The 19,221-nt window shown below is 65.8% G+C and carries 18 protein-coding genes; 12 read left to right on the top strand and 6 right to left on the bottom strand.

Features of this window, described 5'->3' with window-relative positions:
- Genes J2X37_RS05375 through J2X37_RS05355 form a run of 5 tightly spaced genes read left to right on the top strand, consistent with a single transcriptional unit; the run spans position 1 to position 5,246 of the window.
- Entirely contained in the window at positions 1-1,209 is a 1,209-nt protein-coding gene (locus tag J2X37_RS05375) for an acyl-CoA dehydrogenase family protein (RefSeq protein WP_310018639.1), read from the top strand.
- Between the two features lie 23 nt (positions 1,210-1,232).
- Positions 1,233-2,219, top strand: coding sequence for a thiamine pyrophosphate-dependent dehydrogenase E1 component subunit alpha (locus tag J2X37_RS05370; protein WP_310018636.1), 987 nt, complete (start codon positions 1,233-1,235; stop codon positions 2,217-2,219).
- A gap of 14 nt (positions 2,220-2,233) precedes the next feature.
- Positions 2,234-3,247: an alpha-ketoacid dehydrogenase subunit beta gene (locus J2X37_RS05365; protein ID WP_310018633.1), complete on the top strand. Its 1,014-nt coding sequence runs from the start codon at positions 2,234-2,236 to the stop codon at positions 3,245-3,247.
- A 14-nt stretch (positions 3,248-3,261) separates the two neighbouring features.
- Complete coding sequence (locus tag J2X37_RS05360) at positions 3,262-4,713, top strand: 2-oxo acid dehydrogenase subunit E2 (RefSeq protein WP_310018632.1); 1,452 nt, start codon at positions 3,262-3,264, stop codon at positions 4,711-4,713.
- Positions 4,710-5,246 carry a VOC family protein gene (locus tag J2X37_RS05355; RefSeq protein WP_310018630.1) on the top strand — a complete coding sequence of 179 codons (537 nt, stop codon included), beginning with the start codon at positions 4,710-4,712 and terminating at the stop codon, positions 5,244-5,246. Before J2X37_RS05360 ends, J2X37_RS05355 begins: the two co-directional genes overlap by 4 nt.
- Before the next feature lie 83 nt (positions 5,247-5,329).
- Here the strand turns inward: J2X37_RS05355 and J2X37_RS05350 are convergent, their stop codons facing one another.
- Positions 5,330-5,728: a nuclear transport factor 2 family protein gene (locus J2X37_RS05350; RefSeq protein ID WP_310018628.1), complete on the bottom strand. Its 399-nt coding sequence runs from the start codon at positions 5,726-5,728 to the stop codon at positions 5,330-5,332.
- Between the two features lie 140 nt (positions 5,729-5,868).
- Between J2X37_RS05350 and J2X37_RS05345 the strand changes: the two genes are divergently transcribed.
- Both J2X37_RS05345 and J2X37_RS05340 read left to right on the top strand, forming a co-directional pair.
- Positions 5,869-6,219: a nitrite reductase (NAD(P)H) small subunit gene (locus J2X37_RS05345; RefSeq protein WP_310018625.1), complete on the top strand. Its 351-nt coding sequence runs from the start codon at positions 5,869-5,871 to the stop codon at positions 6,217-6,219.
- A gap of 108 nt (positions 6,220-6,327) precedes the next feature.
- On the top strand, positions 6,328-6,756 hold the full coding sequence (locus J2X37_RS05340) for a nuclear transport factor 2 family protein (protein ID WP_310018623.1): 429 nt from the start codon (positions 6,328-6,330) through the stop codon (positions 6,754-6,756).
- Between the two features lie 182 nt (positions 6,757-6,938).
- Here J2X37_RS05340 and J2X37_RS05335 read toward each other — a convergent pair whose 3' ends face one another.
- Positions 6,939-9,401: a TonB-dependent receptor domain-containing protein gene (locus tag J2X37_RS05335; protein WP_310018621.1), complete on the bottom strand. Its 2,463-nt coding sequence runs from the start codon at positions 9,399-9,401 to the stop codon at positions 6,939-6,941.
- 143 nt (positions 9,402-9,544) lie between these two features.
- Between J2X37_RS05335 and J2X37_RS05330 the strand changes: the two genes are divergently transcribed.
- The 3 genes from J2X37_RS05330 (at position 9,545) to J2X37_RS05320 (ending at position 12,428) form a co-directional block, all read left to right on the top strand.
- Positions 9,545-10,552: an NADP-dependent oxidoreductase gene (locus J2X37_RS05330; RefSeq protein ID WP_310018619.1), complete on the top strand. Its 1,008-nt coding sequence runs from the start codon at positions 9,545-9,547 to the stop codon at positions 10,550-10,552.
- A gap of 6 nt (positions 10,553-10,558) precedes the next feature.
- A complete protein-coding gene (locus J2X37_RS05325; protein ID WP_310018617.1) occupies positions 10,559-11,350 on the top strand; it encodes a ThuA domain-containing protein in 792 nt (263 codons plus the stop codon).
- Positions 11,351-11,414: 64 nt separating this feature from the next.
- Complete coding sequence (locus tag J2X37_RS05320) at positions 11,415-12,428, top strand: NADP-dependent oxidoreductase (RefSeq protein ID WP_310018615.1); 1,014 nt, start codon at positions 11,415-11,417, stop codon at positions 12,426-12,428.
- 61 nt (positions 12,429-12,489) lie between these two features.
- On the opposite strand, the gene J2X37_RS05315 is transcribed toward J2X37_RS05320, so the two are convergent.
- The 3 genes from J2X37_RS05315 to J2X37_RS05305 form a co-directional block, all read right to left on the bottom strand.
- Positions 12,490-13,674, bottom strand: a complete 1,185-nt coding sequence (locus tag J2X37_RS05315; protein ID WP_310018612.1) for an SRPBCC family protein — start codon at positions 13,672-13,674, stop codon at positions 12,490-12,492.
- A gap of 1 nt (position 13,675) precedes the next feature.
- Positions 13,676-15,091 (bottom strand): aromatic ring-hydroxylating dioxygenase subunit alpha, encoded by a 1,416-nt coding sequence (locus J2X37_RS05310; RefSeq protein ID WP_310018610.1) that lies wholly within the window; start codon positions 15,089-15,091, stop codon positions 13,676-13,678.
- A gap of 166 nt (positions 15,092-15,257) precedes the next feature.
- A complete protein-coding gene (locus tag J2X37_RS05305) occupies positions 15,258-16,019 on the bottom strand; it encodes an SDR family oxidoreductase (protein ID WP_310018607.1) in 762 nt (253 codons plus the stop codon).
- 187 nt (positions 16,020-16,206) lie between these two features.
- Between J2X37_RS05305 and J2X37_RS05300 the strand changes: the two genes are divergently transcribed.
- Together J2X37_RS05300 and J2X37_RS05295 are read left to right on the top strand one after the other, a co-directional pair.
- Positions 16,207-17,019 (top strand): SDR family oxidoreductase, encoded by an 813-nt coding sequence (locus J2X37_RS05300; RefSeq protein WP_310019511.1) that lies wholly within the window; start codon positions 16,207-16,209, stop codon positions 17,017-17,019.
- A gap of 4 nt (positions 17,020-17,023) precedes the next feature.
- Positions 17,024-18,502: an FAD-dependent oxidoreductase gene (locus tag J2X37_RS05295; RefSeq protein WP_310018605.1), complete on the top strand. Its 1,479-nt coding sequence runs from the start codon at positions 17,024-17,026 to the stop codon at positions 18,500-18,502.
- Between the two features lie 4 nt (positions 18,503-18,506).
- Here the strand turns inward: J2X37_RS05295 and J2X37_RS05290 are convergent, their stop codons facing one another.
- Complete coding sequence (locus tag J2X37_RS05290; protein WP_310018603.1) at positions 18,507-19,199, bottom strand: PadR family transcriptional regulator; 693 nt, start codon at positions 19,197-19,199, stop codon at positions 18,507-18,509.
- Positions 19,200-19,221 lie beyond the last annotated feature (22 nt).

Genomic DNA, 19,221 nt, shown 5'->3' with positions numbered 1-19,221 from the left:
ATGGACATCGACCTCAGCCCCGAGGAAGAGGCTTTCCGCCAGGAAGTCCGCGCCTTTCTCCGCGCCAACCTCTCGGACCGCATCCGCGACGGCGCGATCAGTTCGCCCAGCGTTTTCGTCGAACCCGACATCGGGCAGGACTGGAACGCCAGGCTCAACGAGCGGGGATGGCTCGGCTACCAGTGGCCCGAGGAGGTCGGCGGGACTGGCTGGACCCCGACGCAGCGCTACATCTTCGAGAAGGAATGCGCGCTCGCCGGCGCGCCCAACCTCACCGTGCTGGGTCTCAAGCTCGTTGCCCCGGTGATATTCTCGTTCGGCACGCAGGAACAGCGGAAGACGTACCTGCCGCGCATCCTGTCGGGCGAGGATTACTGGTGCCAGGGCTTTTCCGAGCCGAACGCCGGGTCCGATCTCGCCTCGCTGAAGACGACGGCAGTGCGCAACGGCGATCACTACGTCGTCAACGGGTCGAAGATCTGGACCACCCACGCGCATTTCGCGAACAAGATGTTCCTGCTGGCGCGCACCGATTCCACGGTGAAGAAGCAGGCGGGCATCAGCTTCCTCCTCGTCGACATGAACCAGCCGGGCATCTCGGTCCGTCCGATCCTGACGCTCGCGGGCGACCACGAGGTCAACCAGGTCTTCATGGAAGACGTGATCGTGCCGGTCGACGACCTTGTCGGCGAAGAGGGGCAGGGCTGGACGATCGCCAAGTTCCTGCTGGAAAACGAGCGTGGCGGTTCGTGCCATGCGCCCAAGCTGCTCCACGACCTCGACGACATCGCCGCGCTGGCCAAGGACCAGCCCGACGGGCGCGGCGGCAGGCTGGCCGACGATCGCGACTGGCGCCGCCGGGTCGCGAAGCTGCGGCTCGGCATCGAATCGCTCGAAATCATCGAGCTGAAGATCCTCTCGCGCATCGCCAAGGGGCAGAAGCCGGGGCCGCAGACCTCGCTGTGCAAGCTGCTGGCATCGAACCTGCGGCAGGAGGTCGACCTCCTTGCCGTCGACCTGTTCGGCCCTGTCGGCCTGCAATTGCCCACCGCGCGCCCGCTCTATGGCGAGAACGCGCCCGCTCCGGTCCGCAGCGACAAGGCACAGGTCGCCGCAGCCCGCTATCTCAACAGCCGTGCCTGGACCATCTTCGGCGGCACCAACGAGGTGCAGCGCACCATCATCGCCAAGACCGTCCTCGGCCTTTAAGACACCATACTCGGGAGAGACTTATGCAGCTCAGCCGCGAAGACCTGCTGGAAGCCTATCGCCGGATGAAGATCATCCGCGATTTCGAGGAATTCCTGCACGACGAGATCGCCAAGGGCGAGATCGCCGGCTTCACCCACCTCTACTGCGGGCAGGAAGCCGTCGCGGTCGGCGTGTGCGAACACCTGTCCGACGATGACAAGATCGTCTCCACCCATCGCGGCCACGGCCACTGCCTTGCCAAGGGCTGCGATGTCGACGGGATGATGAAGGAGATCTGGGGCAGCCGCGAAGGCCTGTGCAAGGGCAAGGGCGGTTCGATGCACATCGCCGACATCGACAAGGGCATGCTGGGCGCCAACGGCATCGTCGGCGCAGGCGCGCCGATCGCGGTGGGCGCGGCACTGGCCGCCAAGCTCGACGGCCCCGATGCCAACGGCAAGCTCAAGGTCGCCATCGCCTTTTCGGGCGACGGCGCGTGCAACCAGGGCACGACGTTCGAGGCGATGAACATGGCGGTCGTCACCAACGCCCCGGCGATCTTCGTGTTCGAGAACAACCACTATTCCGAACACACCGGAGTCGATTACGCGGTCGGCACCCAGAAGGACATCGCCAGCCGGGCCGAGGCGTTCGGCATGCGCGTCTGGCGCGCCGACGGCACCGATTTCAGCGCGGTGCACGACACGATGAGCGAAGTTCTCGAATACGTCCGCGCCGGCAACGGCCCGGCGGCGGTCGAATTCGACACCGAGCGGTTCTACGGCCACTTCGAGGGCGATCCCCAGCGCTATCGCGGCAAGGGCGAGCTTGACCGCATCCGGGCCGAGCGCGACTGCATCAAGAAGTTCCGCGAGACGGTGACCGAGGCGAAGCTGCTCGAAGGCACCGACCTCGACAAGATCGATGCTGAAGTCGGCGCAGCCATCGCCGCCGCCGTCGAAGCGGCCAAGAAGGCACCCCGGCCCACCGCCGAGGACGTGCTGGCCGACGTCTACATCAGCTATTGAGCGGGAGCGAAACAATGGCACGAATCATGTATCGCGACGCCGTTCGCAACACCATCTTTCAGGAAATGCAGCGCGACCCCAGCGTCGTCGTGCTGGGCGAGGACGTCGTCGGCGGCATGGGCACCGCGGGCGGGCCCGAGGCGATCGGCGGCATCTGGTCGACCAGCGGCGGCTTCTACGAGGCGTTCGGCCCCGATCGCGTGATCGACACGCCGATCTCGGAAAGCGCCATCGTCGGCGCGGCGGGCGGCCTGGCCCTGGCCGGCAAGCGCCCGATCGCCGAACTGATGTTCGCCGACTTCATCGGCGTGTCGCTCGACCAGATCTGGAACCAGATCGCGAAATTCCGCTACATGTTCGGCGGCAAGACCAAGTGCCCGGCGATCATCCGCTGCATCTACGGCGCGGGCTACAACGCCGCCGCGCAGCACAGTCAGAGCCCGCACGCCATCCTGACCGGCATGCCCGGCCTCAAGGTCGTGATGCCCGCCACCCCGGCGGACGTCGCCGGCATGCTGCGCCAGGCGATCCGCGAGGACGATCCGGTCATCTTCATGGAACACAAGGCGCTTTACGGCATGAAGGGCGAAGTGCCCGACGATCCGGACTTCGTCATCCCCTTCGGCCACGCCCGCCTGACCCGCGCGGGCCAGGACGTGACGATCCTCGCCACCGGCATGATGGTCGGCATGGCCGAGGGCGCCGCCGACGCGCTGGCCAAGGACGGTATCGGCGCCGACGTTCTCGACCTCCGTTCGACCAGCCCGCTCGACGAGGAAGCGATCCTCGATTCGATCGAAGTGACCGGCCGCCTCGTCATCGTCGACGAAGCGCCGCCGCGCTGCTCGTTCGCGACCGATCTGGCCGCGCTCGTCGCCAACAAGGCCTTTGCCAGCCTGCGCGCGCCGATCGAGATGGTGACGCCGCCGCATACCCCGGTGCCGTTCGCCCGCGAGCTCGAAAGCGCCTACCTGCCGAACCCGGCCAAGATCGAGGCCGCGGTCCGCAAGGTCCTGGCCTACAACTGAGGAGGCGCGACGCCATGTCAAAGATCCGTGCCTTCACGATGCCGAAATGGGGCATCGAAATGACGGAAGGGACCATCGCCGAATGGATGTTCGGCGAGGGAGACAGCTTTTCCAAGGGGCAGCTCATCTGCCTTATCGAGACCGACAAGATCACCAACGAGGTCGAGGCCGAATACGACGCGACCGTCCGCAAGATCGTGATTCCCGCGGGCGGTGAGCCGGAGCCGGTCGGCGCGCTGCTTGCGGTGTTCGACGACGGTTCGGCCAGCGACGACGAGATCGCCCAGTTCGTCGCCGACTTCGTCCCCGCCCAGGGCGGCGTGGCCGAAGGCAAGCAGAAGAAGAAGGAAGGCGAGCCCAAGGAAGCCGGGATCGAGGGGCATGACGATGCGCCGGTCCCGGTGACGATCGAGACCAACCGCCCGATCAGCCCCGAGGCGCTGAAGCTGGCGCAGGCCGAACAGGTCGACCTGTCCGCTATCGAAGGCTCCGGCCGCAACGGTCGCATCACGTTCCAGGACGTGCAGCAGGCCGTGCACGGACCGAACACCGGCGCGCCCAAGGGTACCACCGTGCTGCCGGAGGAGACCGACGTCTTCGCCTCGCCGCTCGCCCGGCGGCTGGCCGCGATCCACGGCATCGACCTGTCCGGGGTGACCGGTACCGGTGCGCGCGGACGCATTTCGAAGAAGGACGTGCTGGCCAAGGTGCCCGAACCGGCGCCTGCCGCCGCTTCGCCCTCCGCCCCGGCCGCGTTCGGCGCTCCGTTCGAGATGGTCGCGAACGCGCCGCAGGTCGTGCCCTTCGACAAGATCCGCAAGGTCGTCGCCCGCCGCCTGACGCAGGCCAAGCAGACCATCCCGCACTTTTACCTGCGGGTGGCAGTCGAGGTCGACGCGCTGATGGAACTGCGCAAGACCGCGAACATGGTGCTCGGCATCAAGGCCTCGCTCAACGACTACATCGTCACGGCCGCCGCCAGGGCGCTGGCGCAGCACCCCGACGTCAATGTCCAGCTGCACGGCGAGGAGATCCATTCGTTCCGGCACGCCGACATCTCGGTCGCGGTGGCGAGCCCCAAGGGCCTCGTCACGCCGATCGTGCGGCAGGCGGACCGGATGCGCATCGACCAGATCGCCGCGAAGACGAAGGAACTGATCGGCAAGGCGCAGGACGGCAAGCTGGGTTTCGAGGACATGGACGGGGGCACGTTCTCCATCTCCAACCTCGGCATGTTCGGGATCGAGAACTTCGACGCGATCATCAACCCGCCGCAGGGCGCGATCCTCGCCGTCGGCGCGGCGGAGAAGCGCGCGGTCGAGACCGAGACCGGCGACATCGCCTTCGCCACCGTGATGTCGATGACGCTGTCGGTCGATCACCGCGCCATCGACGGGGCGGCGGGCGCGAAGTTCCTCGCCACGCTGAAGGGCCTGCTCGAAGCGCCCGAAGGGCTGTTCGCATGACCCGGCCCGCCTCGATCGCGGCGCTGGCGCCGATCATGCAGATGGCCTTCGTGCCGACGGATTTCGAAGGGGCGCTGCGCTACTGGACCGAGACCATGGGGGTCGGGCCGTTCTTCCTGATGGAGAATATCCGGCTCGGCGACATGACCTATATGGGCGAGCCGACGGACGCGGTCTTCTCGGTCGCGATCGCCTACTGGAACGACATCCAGATCGAACTGGTTCGTCCCGATAATGACGGCCTTGCCCATTACAGCGGCCAGTACGGCGTGCGCGATGCGCTGCACCACACCTGCCACGTGGTGGAGGATATAGAGGTGGCTCGGCGCGCGGTTCTCGATGCGGGCGGCACAGTCGTCGTGTCCGGCAAGGTGGGCGAGGACGGGCGCGTTTTCTATGCCGACCCAGGCTTCGGGCCCGGCGGGCTGGTTGAATATATTCAGCTGGGGGCCGGCGGGGCCGAACTTTTTGCGATGATGCGCGATGCGGCGACCAGTTGGGACGGCAGCGACCCGGTGCGCAAGCTCGGCTGACGGGCGCTATCGCGTCACGGTAACGAAACGGGGGCCGCGGCATGATGCTGCGGCCCCCGTTCCTGTTTCAGCGCCGTGCGGCGTCAGCCGGCCTTCAGCGCGGCGGCGGCGCGGACCGGGGCCTGGTCGAAATAGTAGGGAATGATCGCGCAGACCTGATCGCCGCGAAAGCGGAACGCCTCCGCCAGTTCGGCCGGTGCCAGCGATGGGTCGGCGAAATTCATGCGCGCCAGCGCGACGACGTGATCTTCGCCGTAGCAGCGATCGAAGATGTCGACGCCCGCAATGTCGATCATGCCGAAGACCTTGGTGAACAGGTCGCGCAGCGCGTTTTTGCCGCGATAGGTGCCTTCCATGGGTAGGCCGGCCGCCTCCACGATCTCGAGATCGTCGGTCACCATTTCGGCAACCTTGTCCCAGTTGCCCAGCGCGCATTCGGCATAAAGCGCATCGACCACGCGTGCCATCGTTTCCTGCGACATAGCCATATACTCCCTAGGATCGCCTTGCGCCGCAGTCTCGCCAATGGCCCGGCCCGGCGGTAGCTATCGCAAAGATTAGCGTGTAACCGGGTCATCGGGCCGATAAGGCCTGAGCATCCGATCAATCAGAGACAAGACACGTGAGCGATAGCTGGCACACCTTTTGCGCGATGAGCGAGTTTCCCGAAACCGGCAAGGCGGCGGCTGTCGTGGCGGGCTGGTATGTCCTAGTCGCGAAGACCGAGGACGGCCTGTTCGCGGTGAACGATCGCTGCACCCACCAGGCGGCGCTGCTGTCCGAAGGGCGGGTCCGGCGCGGCGCGATCATGTGCCCCCTGCACGGCGCGCGGTTCGAGATGGCGACCGGGCGCTGCCTTGGCGGCGCCTACAAGGACCTGCGCACCTTCCCCGTGCGGGTCGAGAACGACACGATCGAGGTCTGCGTGCCCGGCGAGGCCCCGTCGATGGAAGAACTGCCGGTCGCGCGCTGACCGGCGCCGGCGGGCGGTAGCGGCCCGCCCGCGACCTACCCAATCGGCCAGCTTTCGCGGCGGTGAGCGCCCTATACCTTCGCGCCCATCGAACCGAAGGAGAGCATGATGCCGTTTACCGGACCCGATTCCGACCGCCTGGCCCTGCGCGAACTGCTGGACAGCTATGCCGACGCCGTCGTGCGCAACGATGCCGATGCCTGGGGCGCCTGCTGGGCCGAGGACTCGCGCTGGGAGATGCCCGACTATCCCGAATTCCCGCCGCAGCAGGGCCGCGCCAATATCGTCGGCCTGTGGGTAGAAGCGATGAAGAGCTTTCCCGGCGTGCTCTTTCACGCCTGGCCCGGCTCGATCGAAGTGAATGGCGACCGGGCGACGATGCGGTCTTATACCAGCGAAGTCTACGATCAGGGTGACAAGACGATGCGCGACCAAGGCGTTTATGACGACGAATGCGTCAAGATCGACGGGCGCTGGTATTTCACGAAGCGCGTGTTCCGTAACATCCACCGCCAGCACGGTCCCAAGGGACTCTGAGCTTTCCGCTAGACCGCTCCGCGTTGTTTGCGCGGATGCGGCACCGGTGAAAAAAAGGGGAGCCGCCACATGGCGTGCTCCCCTTTTTTGTGTTCCTCGGCCCGTTCAGCGGTGCCAAGCGCCGACACAAGAAAGGGAGCCACCCGAAAGTGGCTCCCCCATTTTGTTCGGATCCGGAAAGATCAGAAACGCTTGGTCAGTTGCACCTTGACCGTGCGCGGCAGGCTGCCGAAGCCGAGCTGGTCGGCCTTGACGCCGGTGACGCCGCCCGAAGCTGTACCCGAGCTCGGCCCGTCGACGACGCCGGTCACGTAGAACTGGTTGGTCAGGTTCTTGCCGATGACCGCCAGTTCCCAGTTGCCGTCGGCTGCGCCGATTTTCGCACCCGCATCGATCGACCAGTAGCTGTCCTGGACGGCGATCGGATTGGCGAAGCCCGACGGATTGTAATCGTCGCTGTAGCGCGCATTGGCGTTGAGGCCGATCATCATGCTGTCCGACAGGTCGGTTTCGTAAACGAAGCCGACGACGCCGGTCCACTTCGGCGCGACCGAAAGCGACTTTCCGGTCAGATTCTGGAAGATGCCATTGGGGGTGACCACGTTGCAGCCTTCCGCCTGGGTCTGGCCGGAGTAGCACGGACCTTCGGGGAATTTGTCATAGGTCGCGTCGTTGTAGTTCAGCGCGGCCGTGACGTTGAGGCCGGGGACCGAGTACGGAGCGTATTCCAGTTCCAGTTCCACGCCCTGCGTCTTCGCGTCGGCGGTCAGCGTGTTGAACGCGAAGACCGGCGAGTTGAAGAAGTCGACCTGGAAGTCCTTCACGATATAGCGGAAGACGGTCACGTTCGCGCGCAGCTGGTTGTCGGCCAGCGTCGACTTGATGCCGGCTTCGAAACCGCGCGCCTTTTCCGGGTTGAAGGTAAGGTCGCTGTACGGATCGGCCGACAGGGCCGAGTTGATGCCGCCGTTCGAGAAGCCGCCCGACTTGTAGGCGGTCTTGTACGCGCCGTAGAGCAGCAGGTCGGGGGTCGGCTTGTAGGTCAGCGTCACTTCCGGCGAGAAGTTGTCGAACTTCTGGTTGGCCGTGATCGTGCCGAGCGGATCGGTGCCCGAGCGATAGACCGCCGAATAAGCCGGGTTGACGTATTCCTGCGCGAAGTAGCTGTCCTTCTTCTCGTCGGTGTAGCGGGCGCCGCCGGCAAGCTCCAGGTTCTCCATCAGGTTGATGCGGACCTGGCCGAAGATGGCGATCGTCTCGCCCTTGGTCCAGCTGATCTTCTCGCTCGCCGCGTAGAGCAGGTCGGGACGCGCCGCGCTATCGCGCACGCCGCCGTAGTAGCCCCACTGACCGAAATCGCGATCGGTCTTCTGGTACAGGCCGCCGAGCATGAAGTTGAACATGCCGTCGAAGTTGGAGGTCAGGCGCAGTTCCTGCGACCAGGCTTCCCAAGTCGAGTTCTCGGTCGCGAAGATCATCCCGCCGGGATTGGTGTCGGTGGTCTGGAAGTTGCAGGCGCAGGCCCAGCTGTTGTTGTTGCGCTGCCAGTTGGTGACCGAGGCAAGCACCATCGAGCCGAAATCGTACTCGAGGTTGTTGTTGATCGCCCAGCTGCGGTAGCGGTTGTAGGTGGAACCGTCATCGCGGCCATAGGGCGAGATCGACGACAGTTCGACCGGCAGGTTGTTCTGGTGAGTGACGAAGTCCTTCTTGCACGGATAGACCGTCAGCTGGCTGAAACCGGTGCCGTTGCCGCACGAGTAGGCGACGTAGTTCCAGCTGTTGTTCAGCGTGTCGTTCTGGTCGCGGGTGACCTTGAGCGTGCTGGTCAGGTTGTCGGTCGGCTCGAACTTGAGCGTCATGCGCGCGAGGAATTCCTCCTGCTGCGACATCGGGCTTTCGGTCGGCTGGGAAACCAGCGTCTCGACATCGCCGAAGCCCTGCGCCACGTCGACCGTGGTGTAGTTCATCGGGGTCGAGACGTTCTTGTAGTAGCCGCCGTCCATCTTGGAATAGCGGGCCGCGAAGCGGATGCCGACGGTATCGCTGACCGGACCGGAGAGAATGCCCTCGAGGCTGTACTGTTCCGCCTTGAACTCGTAGCCGGCCTTGACCGAGCCTTCCCATTCGTTGGTCGGGTCATTGGTGGTCAGCGAGATCACGCCCGCGGTGGCGTTCTTGCCGAAGAACAGGGCCTGCGGGCCCTTCAGGACTTCGACGCGGCCGAGGTCGAAGAAACCTTCCTCGATGACGCGGCCCTGGCCGTAGTAGGCACCGTCGACGACGATCGCGACCGACTGCTCGATACCGATCGAGGTCGAGGACGAACCGATGCCGCGCAGGGTGATCTGCGCCGCCGAGCCGTTCGAGGCGCGGCCGACGTTGAGGTTCGGGGTCGCGGCGGCGATTTTCTCGATGCTGGTGATGTCGCGGGTCTCGATGACCTTTTCCGAAAGCGCGGTGACGGCGACCGGCACGTCCTGCACGCTTTCCTCGCGCTTGCGGGCGGTGACCACGATTTCGTCGAGGCCGCCCTGGCGGACTTCTTCACTGGCCGGCGCGGTGTCTTGCGCGATGGCGGGGTTGGCGAAGGCCGCGCCGGCAAGGCACGAAGCGGCAAGAAGCGAATGCTTGCTGAATGACATCAATGTCTCTCCCTGGGAAAAAGCTCTTTTCCTGGCGATGCTCTTACCACAAAGCCCGCGACTGCCTCCCTGACCGAAATTACAGGGTCATGCATTCCCGGCAGACTATAGACATTGTGCAACACTTCGAACCGAGGATGCCTATGACCACCAACCGTTACTGGCGTCTCGACGCCCACCCCCAGGGCGACGACTTTGCTGCGGCGCTGTCATTGCAGCATGAGGAGTTGCCGCCGCTGGAGGATGGACAGATCCGCGTGAAGGCGGACTACCTCTCGATGGATGCCGGCACGCGGATGTGGATGGGCGGCCGCGAGGACGGTTACCAGCCGCCGCTGCCGCTGGGCACGAAGATGGTCGGCCTCGGCCTGGGCCGGGTGAGCGAGAGCCGCGACGATCGCTTTCCGGTCGGCACGCTGGTCCGCGCCTTCGGCCAGTGGGCCGATTATTCGACCTTCCGGCCCGACGAGGCCTGGGCCGTGGCGGTGGACGACACGCTCGACGATATCCGGCAGCACTTCGGGGTCCTCGGCCTCAACGGCTGGACCGCGCTTTACGGCATCCAGGACATCCTGCGCATCCAGCCGGGCGAAGTGATGGTGGTGTCGGCCGCAGCGGGCGCGACCGGCAGCCTGGCGGTGCAGATCGGCCGCAACCTGGGCGCGCGCGTCATCGGCATCGCCGGCGGGCCGGACAAGTGCCGCTATGTCGAAAGCCTCGGCGCGGAACGCTGCATCGACTACAAGAACGAGGATCTCGTCGCCGAACTGGGCCGGATCGAGGGCGGGGTGAACGCCTATTTCGAGAATGTCGGCGGCGCCGTGCTCGACGCGGCGCTGCAGAACATGGCGCTTTATGGCCGCATCGCGGTCTGCGGCATGGTCGCGAATTACGACGCGCCGCAGGGTGCACCGGGGCCGGCGCACTACGACCAGGTGCTGATGCGCCGCCTGCGGATCGAGGGATTCTTCCTGCCCGACGTGCCCGAAAAGGGTCCCGGCTTCTACCAGACGCTCAAGGACTGGTACGATGAAGGGCGGATCACCGCCGCCTTCGACGTGACGACCGGGCTGGAGAACACGCTGATCGGCTATGCCCGGATGCTGACGGGCAAGAACACCGGCAAGGCGCTGATCGACGTGCGCGGCTGATCGGCCATGCCCACCATCGACTATCGCGCCGACATCCGCTGCCTCGTCGCGGTGCGGGGGCATCCCTTCGGCCGCGACGCCTTTGCTTCGGTGTTCGAGGGGATGGCGGGGATATCGGCGACGATGGTCGACCAGCCGGCCGCCGCGTTCCTGATGAACCCGGACGGCATGCGCGAGTTCGACGTGCTGGTGCTCTACGACATGCCCGGCCTCGATTTTGCCGCGCCGGACAATCCGCCCGCTTACGTCGCGCCGCCTGCCGGGTTCGAGGCGGGTTTCGAGGCACTGCTCGACAGCGGCAAGGGCGTGGTCGCGCTGCATCACGCGCTGGCCGGCTGGCCGACGTGGGAGCGTTATGCCGAGATCCTTGGCGGGCGCTTCCTCTACCGCCCGGGCATGCTGCGCGGCGAACATCGGCTGGACAGCGGGTTCGCGCACGATGTTGCGCAGCAATTCACCGTGGCACAGGGCCACCCGGTGACCGCGGGGCTTCCCGAATGTTTCACCCTGACTGACGAGCCCTACCTTGCCGAGGTGTTCGGCGACGACGTGACGCCGCTGCTCTGGTCCGATGCGCGGTTCGACAAGGACCATTTCTGGTCCGCGACCCATGCGGTAGAAGGCCGGATGTATTGCCGCGACGGCTGGGACCATCCGCCGGGCAGCAATCTGGTCGGCTGGGCGAGGACCGTTGGCCGGTCGCGGCTGGTCTATATCCAGCCCGGCGACGGGCCGGGAGCCTACGGGAACCTGCACTATCGCCGGCTGGTCGAAAACGCGATCCGCTGGGTCCGCTGAAGATCACCGCAAGGCGTGCGGCAAACCTCTTATGCTGCGCGCGAAGCCGAGAGAGGACAAGGACATGACCGTCAATCGCCGTTTCCTGCTGCGCCGCCGCCCGGTCGGCGACCCGGTGCCCGATGATTTCGAACTGGTCAGCGAACCGGTGCCGGGCGCGCCGGCCGGCGGGCTGGTGGTTCGCAACCATTTCGCCTCGCTCGACCCCGCGCAGCGCGGCTGGATGTCGGACGAGCCGAACTACATGCCGCCGATTCCGCTGGGCGCGCCGGTCCGCGCGACGACGGTGGGCGAAGTGGTGGCCAGCGACAATCCCGAGTTCCCCGTCGGCACTTGGGTCATCGGGCTGAACGGGATCGAGGAATACAGCGCGATCCTGCCCGAGTTCTTCACCCAGAAGGTCGATGTGACCGCGGTCAGCAGCCCATCGAAGTTCCTTTCGGCGATGGGCGCGGTCGGCCTGACCGCCTATTTCGCGATGACCGACATCGCCAAGCCGAAGGCCGGCGAGACACTGTGCGTCAGCGGGGCGGCGGGGGCGGTCGGTTCGGTCGTCGGCCAGATCGGCAAGATCCACGGCTGCCGCACCATCGGCATCGCGGGCGGACTCGAAAAGTGCCGTCGCCTTGTCGACGACTACGGGTACGATGTCGCGATCGACTATCGCGGCAAGAGCGAGGAGCAGCTTCGGGAGGAAATCGCGCGGGCGGCTCCGGATGGGATCAACATCCTGTTCGAGAACGTCGGCGGCACGGTCATGGAAGCGGAAGTCTTCAACCTGGCGCGCAAGGCCCGCGTTATCCTGTGCGGCCTGATCAGCGAATACAACGCGGTCGAGCCGCATGGCCTGAAGAACCTGTGGCAGATCCTGGTGCACGAGGCGACGATGCACGGGTTCCTGATCATGGACTATGTCGCGCGTTTCCCCGAGGGCGGCGCGCAAGTCGCGCAATGGATTGCCGAGGGAAAGCTGCGCATCGACGAACACGTGCAGGAGGGGATCGAGAACGCCTACCCCGCTTTCATGCGCCTTTTCACGGGCGCCAACACCGGCAAGCTGCTGCTGAAGCTGGCCTGATCGGCGGCGGGGCGGCAGGCCGGGAAGCGGACTTCGGTCCGCATCCGTCGCCCGCGCCCGTTCAGCCTTTCATCACCGGCATCGGCGTCTCTCCCGTTTCGTCGAGGAAATGGTCGAGCCATTTGTGGAAGAACTGGTTGCCCGGTTCGTTCCGGCCGAAGGTCTGGTGCGTCATTGCGCCGCTTTCCAGCCCGTTCTGCACCTGCAGGCCCAGCCGGTAGTCCTCTTCCTCCACCACGTCGAAGAAGAAGTCGCACATCTCGTCGAGCTTGCCCATCTCCTCGTCGGTTTCGGGCCGGGTCGGGAAGACGTAGTTCATCACCGTGACGTTGCGGTCTGGCGCGTCGCCGGGAAACAGCTGCGCGAACTGGCACATTTCCGGCGCGAGGAAGAGCGCAAAGTTCGGGAACAGCATCCGGATGAAGTCGTAGCCGTCGTTCTCGTGCCGGCCCCATTCGTCGCGCGGCAGGTCCTTGAGGTGAACGATCGACTTCTGCGGGAAGCCCAGCCGGATGTGCGGGCCGAACCCTTCGAAATGCGCGCGGTTCGAAGGCGAGCGCGGGGCCACCGTATTGGTGTGCGCGGCCGCGAAGTGATAGCCTTCCAGGTAGCCGTCGTAAGCGACCTTCCAGTTGGCGCCGCGCATCTCCTTGGACTTGTGGTAGTACCACTCCTCCAGCCTCAGCGCGGCGAAATCCTCGTGCATGTCGCCGAGCCATGCCTTGGCGTCGATCTCGAGCCCCGGCGTCAGGATGACGAAGATCATGCCGGTCGTCTCGTCGCAGGGCAGCTCGGTCATGTGCAGGTCGCTGCGATCCACTTCGCCGAAGGTGCTCGCCTCGGCGATGCCGAGCAGCTTGCCCTCGTTCGAATAGGTCCAGCCATGATAGGGGCAGGAAAAGCGCGAGCAGTTGCCCTTGCCATCGGGCGCCAGGTGTGCGGCGCGGTGCTTGCAGACGTTCAGGAACGCACGGGCCTTTCCGTCCCTGGCGCGGGTGATGAGGATCGGCATCCCTATCACGTCCATCGCCTTGTAGTCGCCCTTTGCGGGCAGCTCGATCGTCAGCGCCAGCATCAGCGGAAGGCGTTTGAAGACCAGCTCCTTCTCCCGCTCCCACCGCGCCGGGTCTAGGTAATTCGACACCGGCACGCGCAGGGTGGAGGGCGCCTGGTCGGTCGTGCGGCTTTCGACGAAATGGAGCATCCGTTCGGCGATGTCGCCGTACCTGGCGTAGAGTTCGGTCATTTCAGCGCGCCTCGCCCAGATAGCGGTCGAGCACCTGGTGGAAGTGGCGGATGCGCACTTCCTGGTAGTCGGCCAGTTCGATCCGCTGGTTCTTCGATGCCTTCAGCCCTTCGTGGGTCAGCATCATGTTCTCCATGTCCTGGTCGACCACCGCGCCCAGCACGCCCAGTTCCGGCGCATCGGCCCAGTTCTCGTCATCGGACAGCATGTGCATCGGCACGCCGGCGGGACGCGGCTGGCCTGCGGGCACGCGGGACAGCACGCGCACTTCCATCAGGCACCTGTTTTCGTCAGGCCACGGGCGCCAGCGATAGACGATGTTCGGCATGAACCCGCCCCAGGGGGCGAAGTTTGGAAAGACGTTGTAGACGAGGGCGTCGAGCAGTTCGCTTTCCGACACGCCCGAATAGTCGCCGCCGAATGCGCGTTCGCTGGTTGCGCGCAGCGCCTGGCCCAGCACCTGCCGCGCGGTTCCGCCATCGGGTACCGTGATCGCGGACTTGCCGGCATCCCGGTCGTAGTTGTCGGCGCTGCGACCGTTGTATTTCACGAACTCGTCGACGATCCATTGCTCGGGCCACTGTTCGGACAGGCCCTGGTTCGCGACATGCGGACTGATCGTGCCGAACGGCGTGTAGTTCACGTTCACGTGATCGCCCAGCACGTGGTAGGCCGAGTTGGCGTCGCCGGTGAAGGGCATCAGCTGCGGATGCGTGGCATAGGCGTGGTAGCTCTCCATGAAAGCTTCCATCGTGATCTTCCAGTTCGCGGGCACCACCTTGCCGACCCAGGCGATGGTGGTGCAATCCTCGTGCCGCCACCGGGTGAAGAAGTCGGGCAGGGGGGCGAGGAACTCCTCGATCGACGGCCCGTCCTCGGCTTCGCGCACGAAGATGTAGCCGCCCCAGCGCGCGACGCTGGCTTCGGGCAGCGTCATCCTCTCGTCACTGAGGTGGCCGAAGTCCCAGCGGCAGGGGATCGAGTTCAGCGAACCGTCGATGTTCCAGGCAAAGGCGTGGAACGGGCAGACGAACTTGTGGGCCGATCCGCAGTCGGTCTTCAACTTGCGCCCGCGATGCAGGCAGACGTTGTGGAAGGCCCGGACCGAACCGTCCTCCTGCCGGACGACGAGATAGGATCGACCGGCGTTGTCGTACGTGACGTAGTCGCCCGGTTCGGGCATGTCCTCTTCGCGAGCAGCGAACTGCCAGACGCGGGGCCACATTCTCTCGCACTCGGCGCGGAAGAACTCGGGGCTATGATAGCGCGAGGCGTCGATCGGCTCCGATCCCAGGTAAGCGTACCGGTCCTCGGCCATGAAGGCCGGCGGCTGGATATCGTCCGCGGCCAGGATGTCTTCCCAGCCCGGTCCGGGGCAGCGTGCGCGTTCGAAACGCGCGGGGTCTGCTTCTGCCATGTGCGCCATGCTCCTGTGTCGATGCGGGGAGCATGATAAACCGGGCAGGCCTGCCTGTTTTTGATCGCGATCAACAAAAATGGCCCCGGACCCTGCGCATTTGGCTAGGTCCGGGGCCTTTTTCGTGGACGGTCGGGTGGGGGCGCCCGCCGCAAACGTGCTCAGGTCAGAACTGGACCCGCTTCGTGTAACCCGAATCCACCACGATGTTGGCGCCGGTCATCGCCTTGCACGCAGGGGACGCGACGAAGGCGATGGTCTTGGCCAGTTCCTCGCCGGTGGTCATCCGACCGGTCGGGATCTGCGCCATGGTCGCATCGTAGAAGTCGGTCATGTTCTCCTTGATGTAGGCCCACGGGCCGTCATCGGTCATCACCGGGCCGGGCGTGATGCAGTTGGCGCGGATGCCCTTGGGGGCGAGCGACTGCGCCAGGCCCGAGGAATAGACCATCACCGCCGCCTTCAGCGCGTTGTAGGGCTGGACCCCCATGAACTCCTCGACCGCGCCGGTCGAGCTCATGCAGATGATCGATCCGTTCGAAGATTTCTCGAGGAAGGGCATGGCCGCCGCGATGCCGCGACGCATCGGCTTGATGTCGGCGTCGAGGATCGCCTGCCAGCCTTCGTCGCTGTCGACGCCGAGGTTGGTGGAGGTAAAGCTGATGAAGATGTCGCAGCCGCCCAGCGCTTCGGCGGCACGTTCGACGAAGCCGGGCACGCTTTCCGGGTCGGTCACGTCCATCGCCTCGGCAAAGACCTTGCCGCCGCTGGGCGACAGTTCGCCGACGACCTTGTCGACTTTTTCCTGGCTGCGGCCGCAGACCGCGACGTCCGCGCCCTCTGCCGCCAGCACTTTGGCGACCTGGCGGCCGATGCCGCCGTTTGCGCCGACGAGAATGGCTTTCAAGCCCTTGAGGCCGAGATCCATGAGATGATCCTTTCCCTGGTTTTGTGATCGGTATGTCGCGGATCGGCCGCAGGAGGGGCCGAACGCGAAGCGAAGTACAGGTCTAGGCCTGCGCGGACGCCCTGCACGACTGCCCTTTTGCGTAGGCCGATGCGCGCGTGGCAAATGGTAATCCTGCCGGTCGAACGACAGGATGAGAGGATTTGCCATGGGCAGGCTGGAAGGCAAGCGCGCCGTGATTCTGGGCGCGAGCAGCAAGGACAACATGGGCCAGCACATCGCCCGCCGCTTCATGGCAGAGGGCGCGCGGGTGCTCGTTTCCGGGCGCAAGGAAGAGGTCCTCGCCGACTTCGCCGCCGAAACGGGCTGCGATCATGTCCCCTGCGACCTGACCAGCGAGGCGAGCGTGAATGCGCTGGCCGACGCGGCGGCGGATAAGCTCGGCGGCATCGACATCGCGATCAATTCCACCGGCTGGGGGTTGCTTACCCCCTTCCTCGACAACACGCGCGAGGAACTGGAACAGATGACTGCGCTGCAGTTCATCGGCCCGTTCCAGTTCTACCAGGCGATGGTGCGCAAGATGGCGCGATCGATGGGCGGCGAGGGCGGCTCGATCATCCAGATCAGCAGCGCGACGGCGAAGATCATGCTTTGGGATCACGCCGCCTACATGGGCACCAAGGCGGGGGCCGACCACGTCATCCGCTGCGTCGCCAACGAATTCGGCCACGAGGGCATCCGTGCCAACTCGATCTCGCCGGGCCTTACCGAAACGCCGATGACGGCGGATGCGGGCGATGTCCCCGGATTGTTCGATGCCTTCCTCAAGGGCTATCCCGGCGGGCGCTACGGCACCAGCGACGACATCGCCGCCGCGGCGGTGTTCCTGGCCAGCGACGAATGTTTCATGAGCGGGGAGAACCTGCAGGTGAACGGCGGCCTGTGCCTGCGCGGCAACCCCAGCAAGCAGGACATCGAAGCCAGCGTCATGGCCGCCACGGGCGCGGCGGAGGGATAAAGCCATGACCGCAGCGACCGATAGGGTGCCCGATCTGCTGGATGCCGCCGCGATCGGACAGTGGGACCGGGAATGCGACGTCCTCGTCATCGGCCAGGGCGTGGCGGGAAGCTGCGCCGCGCTGGAGGCGCACCGCGCGGGCGCGGAGGTGCTGATCGTCGAACGGGCCAGCGGCGGCGGCGGGGCGAGCGCGATGTCATCGGGCATCTACTACCTTGGCGGCGGCACCGCCGTGCAGAAGGCGATGGGCTACGACGACACGCCCGACGAGATGGCCAACTTCATCATGGCCAGCTGCGACCCGCTCGACCCGCAGGCGGTGCGCCAGTTCTGCGACGACAGCCCGGCCCACTTCGACTGGCTGGAGGAACAGGGCGTTCCGTTCGAGCGTACCGAGTTCAAGGGCAAGGCGGTCTACCTGCTCGACACCACCTGCCTGATGAGCACCGGCAACGAGAAGGTCTGGCCCTACAAGCTGGTCGCAAGGCCCGCGCCGCGCGGCCACAAGGTGGCGGGAGAGGGCGAGAACGCCGGGCACGCGGGCATGGCGCCGCTCCTCGCCCGCTGCGAGGCGGAAGGCATTCCGGCGATGTACGACAGCGCGGTCACCGCGCTGGTCGCCGACGCCTCGGGCCGGGTGGTGGGCGTTCGCGTAAAACAGAGCGACCGCACGATCCATGTGAAGGCGCGCCGCGCGGTGATCATCGCAGCGGGAAGCTACAACATGAACCGCGACATGATCGCGAAGAACCTGCCGCTGCTGGGCGAAACCAGCGAGCCGCTCGGCATCCCCAGCAACGACGGCATGGGCGTGCTGCTCGGCCTGTCGGCAGGTGCGGGGACGAGCGCGATGGACGGCGTGATCCCGACCGGATCGATCTACCCGCCGGCCCAGTTGATCAAGGGCATCGTCGTCAACAAGCGCGGCGAACGCTTCGTGACCGAGGACAGCTATCACGGCCGCCTCGGCAACTTCGTGATGGAACAGCCCGACCAGAAGGCCTGGCTGATCCTCGACAGCGAGATCTTCGCCTATCCCGAAAATCCGTTTGCCCGGCACCAGCTGGTCGATGGCTGGGAAACGATCGAGGAAATGGAGGCGGGCCTGGGGCTGCCGACCGGCTCGCTGGTGAAGACGATGGCCGAATACAACACCGCGGCGGCGGAGGGGAAGGACCCGGTGCTGCACAAGTCGGCCGAATGGCTGAAGCCGCTCGACCAGCCGCCCTACGCCGCGTTCGACATCTCGTTCGACCGATCGACCTATCTTTACATCACGCTGGGCGGGTTGAAGACGGGGCCGAACGGCGAATGCCTGACCCCGCGCGCGGAGCCGATCCCCGGCCTTTACGCCGTGGGGGCGAGCGCGGCGCACATCCCGCGCAACGGCAAGGCCTATGCCAGCGGCATGAGCCTCGGGCCGGGATCGTACTTCGGCCGCCGCGCCGGCCGCCATGCGGCCGGGGCGAACTGGGCCACCTGAACGCTCAGCGCCGCATCCGCTCGATCGCGCTCGCCGCGCGGTCGAGCTCGGCGGCGATGTCGAGCAGCAGCTCCTCGTCCGCCTTTTCGTCCGAGAGGCGCTGCATGACCGCCGTGCGCAGGTTCATCATTGCGCGCCGAACCGGGCCGCGATCGGTGCGCTGCGCCAGCATGGCCATCGCGGCCAGCCGTTCGCGGGCGCGGGCAAGCGTCTCCGCCTGTTCACCAATCAGGGTGCGCCCAGCCTCTGTCAGTTCGTAGCTTCGGCGCTTCTCGCCGTCGTCGCCTTCGCGGACCAGCTCCATGTCGGCGAGCATCGTCAGCATCGGGTAAAGCACGCCGGGACTGGGCTTGTATCCGCCCTCGCTCGCCTCCTCGAACAGCTTGATGAGGTCGTAGCCGTGGCGCGGACCGTTGCGGTCGAGCAGGTCGAGCACCAGCAGGCGCAGTTCGTCGCCGGTGAAGCGCTTGGCACCGCGCCCGCCCGGTCCGCGCATTCCCGGCCCCATGCCCGGCCCCATGCCCGGCCCGCCGCGAAAGGGTCCGCGCCCACCGCCGTGGCCGCCGAAATGCTTCATGTCCTGGTGCCCGCGGTGATGGCCGCAATCGTGGCCGCCAAGATAGCCAAAGGTGTCGTCGAAAGGCCCGCGAGGGCCGCGATGGGCGCGATGACCGCGCGTATGGTTTCCGTGTTTCATGACACGGCAGATACGCCCTCCT

This window comes from Croceicoccus sp. BE223 (assembly GCF_031457155.1).
In the GTDB taxonomy this organism is placed as follows: domain Bacteria; phylum Pseudomonadota; class Alphaproteobacteria; order Sphingomonadales; family Sphingomonadaceae; genus Croceicoccus.
This window is presented reverse-complemented; position numbering and strand designations above follow the sequence as displayed.

What these genes read in the sequence shown, in the direction of transcription:
- J2X37_RS05375 (WP_310018639.1), top strand. Translation starts at nt 1, where the DNA reads ATGGACATCGACCTCAGCCCCGAGGAAGAGGCTTTCCGCCAGGAAGTC.
- J2X37_RS05370 (WP_310018636.1), top strand. Translation starts at nt 1,233, where the DNA reads ATGCAGCTCAGCCGCGAAGACCTGCTGGAAGCCTATCGCCGGATGAAG.
- J2X37_RS05365 (WP_310018633.1), top strand. Translation starts at nt 2,234, where the DNA reads ATGGCACGAATCATGTATCGCGACGCCGTTCGCAACACCATCTTTCAG.
- J2X37_RS05360 (WP_310018632.1), top strand. Translation starts at nt 3,262, where the DNA reads ATGTCAAAGATCCGTGCCTTCACGATGCCGAAATGGGGCATCGAAATG.
- J2X37_RS05355 (WP_310018630.1), top strand. Translation starts at nt 4,710, where the DNA reads ATGACCCGGCCCGCCTCGATCGCGGCGCTGGCGCCGATCATGCAGATG.
- J2X37_RS05350 (WP_310018628.1), bottom strand. Translation starts at nt 5,728, where the DNA reads ATGTCGCAGGAAACGATGGCACGCGTGGTCGATGCGCTTTATGCCGAA.
- J2X37_RS05340 (WP_310018623.1), top strand. Translation starts at nt 6,328, where the DNA reads ATGCCGTTTACCGGACCCGATTCCGACCGCCTGGCCCTGCGCGAACTG.
- J2X37_RS05335 (WP_310018621.1), bottom strand. Translation starts at nt 9,401, where the DNA reads ATGTCATTCAGCAAGCATTCGCTTCTTGCCGCTTCGTGCCTTGCCGGC.
- J2X37_RS05330 (WP_310018619.1), top strand. Translation starts at nt 9,545, where the DNA reads ATGACCACCAACCGTTACTGGCGTCTCGACGCCCACCCCCAGGGCGAC.
- J2X37_RS05325 (WP_310018617.1), top strand. Translation starts at nt 10,559, where the DNA reads ATGCCCACCATCGACTATCGCGCCGACATCCGCTGCCTCGTCGCGGTG.
- J2X37_RS05320 (WP_310018615.1), top strand. Translation starts at nt 11,415, where the DNA reads ATGACCGTCAATCGCCGTTTCCTGCTGCGCCGCCGCCCGGTCGGCGAC.
- J2X37_RS05315 (WP_310018612.1), bottom strand. Translation starts at nt 13,674, where the DNA reads ATGACCGAACTCTACGCCAGGTACGGCGACATCGCCGAACGGATGCTC.
- J2X37_RS05310 (WP_310018610.1), bottom strand. Translation starts at nt 15,091, where the DNA reads ATGGCAGAAGCAGACCCCGCGCGTTTCGAACGCGCACGCTGCCCCGGA.
- J2X37_RS05305 (WP_310018607.1), bottom strand. Translation starts at nt 16,019, where the DNA reads ATGGATCTCGGCCTCAAGGGCTTGAAAGCCATTCTCGTCGGCGCAAAC.
- J2X37_RS05300 (WP_310019511.1), top strand. Translation starts at nt 16,207, where the DNA reads ATGGGCAGGCTGGAAGGCAAGCGCGCCGTGATTCTGGGCGCGAGCAGC.
- J2X37_RS05295 (WP_310018605.1), top strand. Translation starts at nt 17,024, where the DNA reads ATGACCGCAGCGACCGATAGGGTGCCCGATCTGCTGGATGCCGCCGCG.
- J2X37_RS05290 (WP_310018603.1), bottom strand. Translation starts at nt 19,199, where the DNA reads ATGAAACACGGAAACCATACGCGCGGTCATCGCGCCCATCGCGGCCCT.